The organism is Acidisphaera rubrifaciens HS-AP3 (assembly GCF_000964365.1).
Classification (GTDB): domain Bacteria; phylum Pseudomonadota; class Alphaproteobacteria; order Acetobacterales; family Acetobacteraceae; genus Acidisphaera; species Acidisphaera rubrifaciens.
Genome location: NZ_BANB01000161.1, coordinates 1 through 8,416 on the forward strand (window position 1 = coordinate 1; position 8,416 = coordinate 8,416).

The 8,416-nt window shown below is 68.8% G+C and carries 6 protein-coding genes; all 6 read right to left on the reverse strand.

The genetic code is table 11. The features are described 5' to 3' along the window. On the reverse strand, nt 1–1,357 hold a 1,357-nt coding region (locus B8460_RS05855; protein ID WP_048860648.1), incomplete at its 3' end, for a sugar ABC transporter ATP-binding protein. Next, entirely contained in the window at nt 1,354–2,469 is a 1,116-nt protein-coding gene (locus tag B8460_RS05860) for a hypothetical protein (protein WP_084623275.1), read from the reverse strand. The genes B8460_RS05860 and B8460_RS05855, both read right to left, overlap by 4 nt. Before the next feature lie 4 nt (nt 2,470–2,473). Then, nucleotides 2,474–4,624: an ABC transporter permease gene (locus B8460_RS05865; RefSeq protein WP_048860649.1), complete on the reverse strand. Its 2,151-nt coding sequence runs from the start codon at nt 4,622–4,624 to the stop codon at nt 2,474–2,476. Nucleotides 4,625–4,702: 78 nt separating this feature from the next. Then, nucleotides 4,703–5,734, reverse strand: coding sequence for a sugar ABC transporter substrate-binding protein (locus B8460_RS05870; RefSeq protein WP_048860650.1), 1,032 nt, complete (start codon nt 5,732–5,734; stop codon nt 4,703–4,705). Between the two features lie 46 nt (nt 5,735–5,780). Further along, the gene (locus B8460_RS05875) at nt 5,781–6,860 is read right to left on the reverse strand and encodes an ABC transporter permease (protein ID WP_199445562.1); all 1,080 of its coding nucleotides are present in this window, start codon (nt 6,858–6,860) and stop codon (nt 5,781–5,783) included. An 84-nt stretch (nt 6,861–6,944) separates the two neighbouring features. Beyond that, nucleotides 6,945–8,416 (reverse strand): AMP-binding protein (locus B8460_RS05880; protein WP_048860653.1); only part of this gene is annotated, 1,472 nt, incomplete at its 5' end.

Here is an 8,416-nt window from a genome sequence, read left to right on the forward strand (position 1 = left end):
CGACATCGACGCCGCGCGTCGGCTCGTCGAAGATCACGATCGACGGCTCCTGCACCAGCGACTTCGCCACGACGACCTTTTGCTGGTTGCCGCCGGACAGTTCCACGATGCGGGCCCGGCGCTGCAGCGTGCTGATCTTAAGCCGGTCCACCCAATAGCCGGCGAGCCGGTTGCGCGTGGCGCGCGACAGCAGGAAGCGCCAGCCCTTTCGCGTCGCGAGGCGGCCGATATAGACGTTGTCGTCGACGATCATCGTCTCGAAGAAGCCGTTGAGCTTGCGGTCCTCGGTGATGTAGGCGATGCCGTCGTCGATCGCCTGTTTGGGCACGCGGTAGCGGATCGGCCGGCCGCGCAGCTTGATGGTGCCGCCGTTGATCAGGTTGCGCTTCAGCGCGCCGGAGATGATCTTGGCGATTTCGGTGCGGCCGGAGCCGATCAGGCCGGCGATGCCGACGACCTCCCCGGCATAGACGGAGAACGACATGTTCTTGACGACGTTGCCCATCGTCACGTTCTCGACCGTGAGCACCTTTTCGCGCCGCCGGGAGCGACGGTCGGCGTGTCCCTCCTTGTGCGCGTAATAGGTCTGCGTGATCTCGCGACCGACCATGTAGCGCACGAGCTGCCCGCGCGTCAGCGAGGCGGCGGGCGCCGTGATCACCAGCCGCCCGTCGCGCAGCACGGTGATCCGGTCGGCGATCTGCAACGACTCCTCGAGCGCGTGCGAGATGTAGATGATGCCCACGCCGCGCGCGCGCAGGTCGCGCACGAGGTTGAAGAAATGCACGATTTCCTCGGGCGTCAGGCTCGCCGTGGGTTCGTCGAAGATGATGACCCGCGCATCGTTGTAGACGGCGCGCGCGATCTCCACCATCTGCCGCTTCGCCGTGCCGAGCAGGCCGACCGGCGTCGCCGGATCGATGTGGAAGTTCAGCGATTGCAGCAGCTGCTGCGCCTGGATGTTGAGGGTGCGGAAACGGGTGATCAGCCGCTCGCGCCCGAGTTCGATGTTCTGCGCCGCCGTCATGGTCGGCACTAGGCTCGTCTCCTGATAGACCATGCAGATGCCGGCGGCGAGCGCGTCGCGCGGCCGCTGGAACGCCGCCGGCCTGCCGTCCACCAAGTAGGTGCCGGACGTCAGGCCGATCGCCCCGGCGATCGCCTTGCACAGCGTCGACTTGCCCGCCCCGTTCTCGCCGACCAGCGCGTGCACCTCGCCGGCGTACAGATCGAAGTCGATGTTTTCGATCGCATGCACCCCGCCGTAGATCTTGCTGCCGCCGGTGATGCGCAGCACCGGGCTGCGGGCTTCGCCGGAGGGCGGCGCCTCCGGCGGGCGGGCGATCGTCTCGCTCATGCGCGGGCCCTCGTGCGGTCGATCAGGATGCGTCCGGCGCCGCGGGAGACGACGATCAGCCCCTGTGCGGCCTCGCGCACCGAGGTGATGCCGTGGTGGCGGCCGCCGACGCGGCTGTGCAGGCTTTCGGCCGGCGTGCCGTCCGCGTCGAAGCGCGCCAGCAGCCCGTACGACCGTGGCGGCGACCAGGGTTTTTCGATCCCCAGCGCCTTGAGCCCGCCCCACTGCATCGGCTCGTAGCAATCGCCGGTGGTCGCGAGCGCCGGGCCGACCCACAGATGCGGCTCCATCGTGCGCATCATCTCGTTACGGAAATCGTCCTCGCGCAGCACGAACTCCGTCAGGTGCGTGCGGGCGGCGAACATCGCCAGCCAGAACCCGCCGCCCGAGGCCGGCGCGAGGCGCGCGGGATAGCCGGGCAGGTTGGGCAGGATGACGCGCGGGGCGGACGAACGCCTGCCATCGGCGGCAAAGGCGGTGACGCGATGGGTCCATGCCTCGGCCAGCCAGCACGTCGTCCCGTCCGTCATCAGCCCGTCCGGCCATGCCAGACCCTGTCGCAGGACCGCGGGCTGTTCGAGCGACGGGCCGCAGCGCAGCAGCCGGCCGGCGCGGTTCTTCTCCATCAGGTCGCGCAGCCAGGCATCCGGCGCGTGGCGCGCGCTGCCCTCGCACAGCAGGATGCTGCCGTCGGGCGACGCGGCGATCGCGGTGACGCAGGCGACCGGGGTTCCGGCCGCCTCGCGGAGCCAGTGCCGGTGGCCGTCGCGGTCGATCTTCACCACGCCCTGCGACGCGACGCCGACCAGCAGGCCACCGTCGGGATGGATCGCGAGCGCGCCGGCATCGCCGTCGAACGTGGCGACCACCTCGCGCCGCGCATAGCCCGCGCCGTCGAGACGCCAGACCTGCCGTCCGGCGGAGACATAGAGCGCGCCGTCGGCGCCCTCCGCCACGTCGTCCGCGCCGGGCAGCGGATCGCCGATCACTTCCAGCGTGTCGAGCCGGCTGTTCGGCGTGAACGGCCCGTCCATCGACGGCACCGGGTGCTGGTCGCGGTTGGGGAAGAAGATCTGCTCGAGGTCGCGCAGGATATGCGTGAACGCGCCCATGCAATCAGTGCCTGTCCCGCCGCTTGTTGCCCCAGTAGGCGTCGTAGCCGGTCCAGTCCGGATCGGCGTCCGGCAGGCGGATACGGCCGATGCGGTTGTTCTCCAGCCCGCCCAGATACAGGTAGCCCCGGTGTTCGCGCATCGATGTCAGCGTCGAATGGTTGACGCCCGTGGGGTCCCAGAACGATTCCAGGATGCGTCCCGTCTCGTCGAACTTCAGCACGCAGCCATGGTTGAGGCCGGGCGCCAGCCATTCGTCGATCGGCACCTGCTTGACCATGCGCAGACGGAAATCCGGCTTGCGCATCGCGAGATCGAAGGCGGGCGTGCGTATGCCGACCAGCGCCAGCCAGTAGGTGCCGTCCGACGCGCGGTTGATGTTGTCGACGAAGCCGGGCAGGTGCTCGATCAGCAGATCGAGCCGTCCCTTGTTCGGCCCCTCGATCCAGTAGCGGAACACCTGACACAGCGACGTGCTGCCGATCAGCACCGACATGCCGTCATGTGCGACGCAGATGCCGTTAGGGAAATGGAAGTGGTTGATGACGGTCGTCGTCTTCCGGGTCGCCGGATCATAGACGACCAGCCGGCCGTTCGGACGTCCCTCGATGATGTCGAGCGAGTTGGTCGTCATCTCGTAGCGGGTGGTGCAGTCGCTGAACCAGATGCGTCCGTCCGGCCCGATATCGAGATCGTCGGCCATCCGCAGGCGGGAGTCGTCGTTGAGCTTGTACCAGGTGCGGTTGGTCTCGTCCGTCACCTTGAACACCTGCCCGTCCGGGCGGATGCCGTACACGCCCATGCCGGCGACCGCGACGATCAGGTTCTCCTCGCGGTCCCACTGCATGCCGAGCGGCCGGCCGCCGATATGGGCGAACACCTCGCGCCGCGTCAGGTCCGGGCCGGAGAAGCGGATGATGTTGCCGTCGCGGGTGCTGCCGTAGACGCGGTCCTGCCGGTCGATGAGCACATCCTCCGGCCCCTCCACCTGATCGAGACCGATCGCCTCGGCCGCCAGCAGCCGGTCGTTCTGGGCGAACGGCGTGCCGCTTTCCCGGCGCAGCGACGGCGCTGGGCTGAGTGGCAGGCGCGCGGGATTGACGTAGATCTTCTGCACCGCCTTGCCGCGGTTCTTGCTCCATTTCACGTCGGCGCAGACGGCGGCCAGCAGGATGATGCCGATGACGGCCGAGGTGAAGTAGCCGGCGATGCCGAGCCGGACGAGGCCGTTGGTCAGCAGGAAGACGATGATGCCGCCGATCATCGCCCGCCACACCGTCCCCTTGCCGCCCGCGAGCGAGACGCCGCCGAGCACGACGGCCGTCAGGGCCTGGAACTCCCAGCCGACGCCGGTCGTGCTGTCGGTGCTGCTTTGCCGCGCCGCGTAGAAGATGCCGCCGATCGCGCACAGCACGCCCGACAGGACATAGGTCGCGAACAGCATGCGCTCGACCGGGATGCCCGCGTGCCGAGCGGCCTTCCGGCTCGCGCCGATCGCCGTGAGGTGCCAGCCGTAGCGGGACCGGCTGAGGAAGACGTGGCCGATCAGCAGGGTCACGAACAGGGCCGCGGCATTGACCGGTATGCCGAGGACGAAGCCCTCGCCGAGGAAGTCCCATACCGTGCTGTCGGACGTGTTGGTGGCGAAGACGGTGGCGTAGCGTTCGTTGAGCAGGTTGACCGACGCGCGCAGGATGATCAGCGTCACCAGGGTCGTCAGGAACGGCCGCGCCTTCAGGTAGCCGATCAGCACGCCGTTGATGCCGCCGAGCACCGCGCCCACCGCGACCGTCGCCGCGATCACGCCCGCGATCGGCCAGCCGAGGACGAGCAGGAAGAACAGGGTGGCGAAGTTGCAGACGGCGAACAGCGCGCCGACCGACAGGTCGATGCCGCCGGAAATCAGGCTGAACGCCATGCCGAGCGCGACGAACCCGAACTCCGCATAGAGGCGCATCAGCGACTGGATGTTCGGGAACGTCGCGTAGTCGTGGATCGACACCGCGAAATACCCGAACAGCCCGAGCATGATGGTGAAGGGGATCACCGGCTCGAACCACTGCTTCAGCAGCAGTTCCGACAGCAGCAGCCGCGGCGAATAGCTCGCGCGCAGGCGCTTGGAGAAGCGCGTGGCATCCCACGTCGTGGCGGACATCAGTCTCTCCCGTGCGGCCGGCGTCCCGCTTGCGTCATCGGGGCCGCCGGCCGTGGCGGTTGCGCGGGCGCGCGGCGATCAGGATTTCGGCACGGGGAAGCAGTTGCCGCCGCTGGCGTTGCTCTTATCCACCCAGACCGGGATCGTGTAGTATTCCAGATGCCGCGTGCCGGGCTTGTCGCCGCCCTCCAGCAGGGTGATCGCCGCGGTCATCAGATCGTGGCCCTGTTCGGTCGACTTGTAGCTGAGCACCTTGGTGAAGTTGCCCTCGTTGATCTGGTCGCAATCGAGCTGCGATCCCTCGACCGAGGCGTAGACCTTCACCTGTCCGGTCTTGCCGGCATTGCGGATCGCCTGCGCCGCGCCGGATTCCATGATGCCCCAGAAGCCGACCGAGGCGCACAGGTCGGGGTTCTGCTGCAGCACCGTCGTGGTGATGTTCATCGCCGTGTTGGCGTCCCAGTTGGCGGCCTGGTTGGACACGACCTTGATCGCCTTGTCCTTGTTCAGGACGTCCATCATCGCGCCGACCTGGTCGATGCTCGCCTGCGCCGTCAGCTCGCCCTGGATGATCTGCACCTTGCCGGACTTGCCGCTGCCGGTGCCGCAGGCCTTGACGACCTCCTGCCCGAGCATCCGGCCGATCTCGTGCCAGTCGGCACCTACGAACGCGTCGGAGCGGTAGTTCGACGCCATGTTGATCTGGATGACATGCGTGCCCTGTGCCTCGGCGCGCTTCATCTCCTTGACCAGCAGCGTGACGCTCGGGTTCTGCACGATGATGATGTCGGGCTTGTCGTTGACCAGCGCCGTCAGCGCCTGCTGCATCGCCGACGGGTTGTTGTTCGGGTCGCGCACGACGTATTTCATGCCGCGCCATGCCGCCTCGGTCTGCAGCACGTGGCCCCATTCGGCGGAGATCGGGGCCGCCATGGTGATCGGGAGATAGGCGATGGTCTTGCCGCGGACCGCCTTGTCATAGTCGGCGCGCGTCTCGCGGGCGGCCTTCGTGCCCGTCTCGTCCTGCGCCACCGCCACCAGCGGCGCGGCCAGAAGGGCGACGCCCAGCACCGCCAGCCCGGCCGTGATCCATGTCGTCCGTCTCAGCATCGGTCGTGTCCCTCCCAGGTCGCTTTTTTTGCCGGAATGCGGCGGGTCAGTCGCCTTGGCGTGCCGTTTCCTCGTCGCGTGGATGCAGCCAGTTGTCGAGCAGGATGGCCGCGAGCAGCACGACGCCGCGTATGATGTTCTGGATCTCGGTATTGACGTCCATGATCGTGAAGGCGTTGAGCAAGGTGCCGATCAGGGCGCAGCCGACGACGACGCTCAGCACGCTGCCGCGGCCGCCGGCGAGGCTGACGCCGCCCAGCACGACCACCAGGATGACGTCGAACACCATTGTCCCCTGTGTCACCTGCATCTGCATGCTGCCGGTGGCGCCGATCCAGACGAGGCCCGCCAGCCACGCGAGCGCCGCCACGATCGTATAGGCCAGCACCGTCAGCGGCCGGACCGAGATGCCGGCGAGGCGCGCGGCCTCGGGGTTGTCGCCCTGCGCGTAGATGAAGCGGCCGATCGAGGTGAACGTCAGGAACAGGTGCATGGCGATCGCGGCGCCGGCGAAGACGAAGATCGGCAGCGGCACGCCCAGCAGATGCCCGCGCCCCAGCAGCAGCAGCCCGTGCGCGTCGTTCGGCGCGTAGATCACCCAGGCCGGCGCCAGCCAGAACGCGACGCCGTAGATCACGAAGCCGGAGGCAAGCGTGACGAACAGCGGCGGCGCCTCGATGAACGCGATGATCAGGCCGTTCGCCATGCCGATCGCCGCGGCAATGCCGAGCGCCAGCAGGACCGCCAGCGGGATCGGCATGCCGCGCTGCATTTCGATCAGCGCCACCGACCAGCCGGCCGCCATGATCGCGACCTCGCTCAGGTCGATGCCGCGGCTGATGACGATCAGCCCCATGCCGAGGCCGAGGATGCCGAGCACGGAAATGCTGCGCAGCAGGTTGAGCAGGTTGGCGATGCTGGCAAAGCCCGGCAACGCCACGCTGAACGCCGCCAGCAGCGCGAGGGTGATGAGCAGGACGATCTGTTCCTGCGACGGCTTGTAGGAGCGGGCGCGACCGATCCGTCGCCGTGGCGGCTCCGCGTCGTCCTGCGCCGTGGCGCCTAGGGCGGACGAACGCCGCTGCGCCGCATCGTCGACCGATGCCGTCCGACCCGTGGCCTGCACGCACACCCCCCGTCGGCACATCTTAGTTGCATTTGATGTCGCCGGATTATTGAGCAGGACGCTACCGATGCCGCGAACCCGGTGTCAAGGCGACCCGCCGGCCGCATCGCCGGCCGCATCACCGGGCGGCAGCCGGGCCGCGGCCTCGGCCCGCGCCTGGTCGCGCAGCACGCGGCGCATGATCTTGCCGGTCGTGGTGAGCGGCATCTGGTCGATGAACGCGATCTCGCGCGGCGATTCGTGACTGGACAGGCGCGTGCGCACCGACTGCCGGATGTCATCGGCCAGCGCCGCACCGGGCGCGTGGCCGGGGGCGAGCACGACATAGGCCATGACGATCTCGGTGCGGACCGGATCGGGCACGCCGACGACGGCGGCCATCTGCACCGCCGGATGGCGGAGCAGCGCGTCCTCGATCTCGCCGGGGCCGATCCGGTAGCCGGCGCTGGTGATCACGTCGTCGCCGCGCCCGACGAACCACAGAAACCCGTCCTCGTCGCGCCGCACGAGGTCGCCGGTCAGCATCCAGTCGCCGACATATTTGCGCGCCGTCGCCGCCGGGTCCCGCCAGTAGGACAGGAACATCACCGGATCGCCGCGCCGCAGCACGAGGTTGCCCGTCTCGCCCGGCGGCAGCACGCGGCCCGCGTCGTCGGTCACGGTCGCCTCGTGCCCCGGCAGCGCGCGGCCCAGCGCGCCGATGCGCGCGCCGAGCCGCGAGTTGCCGATGCAGACATTGCATTCCGTCTGCCCGAACCCCTCGTTGACCTCGGTGCCGAGCGCCTCGCCGCACCATTCCAGCAGGTCGCGGCCGACCGCCTCCGTCCCGGTGATGATCGTTCGCAGCCGCAGCGAGAACCGCGACCACGGCCCCGGCACCTGGCGCATCAGCTTCAGCATCGTGGGCGTCAGCATGGAGGTGCGCACGCCGTGCCGGCCCATCTGCGTCAGCGCCGCCTCGGGATCGAACTTGCCGCCGCGATGGATGACGATGGGACGGCCGTGGTACCAGCTCGGCATCATCACCGTGAACAGGCCGCCCATCCACGCCCAGTCGGCGGGCGACCACATGATGTCGCCGTCGTGCGGGAAGCCGTTGAACAGCGTCTCGAACCCCGGCAGATGGCCGAGCAGCACGCGATGCGCGTGCACCGTCCCCTTCGGCATCCCGGTGGTGCCGGAGGTGTAGGAGATGAAGGCCGGGTCCTCGGCCGCCGTGTCGGTCGTGGCATAGGCGTCGGAGGCACGCGCCAGCAGGGCGTGGAAGTCCCGCGCCCCGTCGCCCGCCCGTTGGTCCGCCCATTCGCCATGCCCGTCGATCAGCAGGATGTCGCGCAGCCCCGGCAGGCGGTCGCGGATCGCGGCCAGCTTCGGCAGGGTCGCCGCGTTGGTGACCACCAGCCGCACGCCGCAATGCGCGATCCGGTATTCCAGCGCGTCCGGCCCGAACATCAGCGAGGTGGGGACGGAGATCACGCCCGCCTTCCAGCACCCGACATGCACCGCCGCCGTCTCCGGCGCCTGGCCGAGGATGACCATCACCCGATCGCCGCGCG

What these genes read in the sequence shown, in the direction of transcription:
- B8460_RS05860 (WP_084623275.1), bottom strand. Translation starts at nt 2,469, where the DNA reads ATGGGCGCGTTCACGCATATCCTGCGCGACCTCGAGCAGATCTTCTTC.
- B8460_RS05865 (WP_048860649.1), bottom strand. Translation starts at nt 4,624, where the DNA reads ATGTCCGCCACGACGTGGGATGCCACGCGCTTCTCCAAGCGCCTGCGC.
- B8460_RS05870 (WP_048860650.1), bottom strand. Translation starts at nt 5,734, where the DNA reads ATGCTGAGACGGACGACATGGATCACGGCCGGGCTGGCGGTGCTGGGC.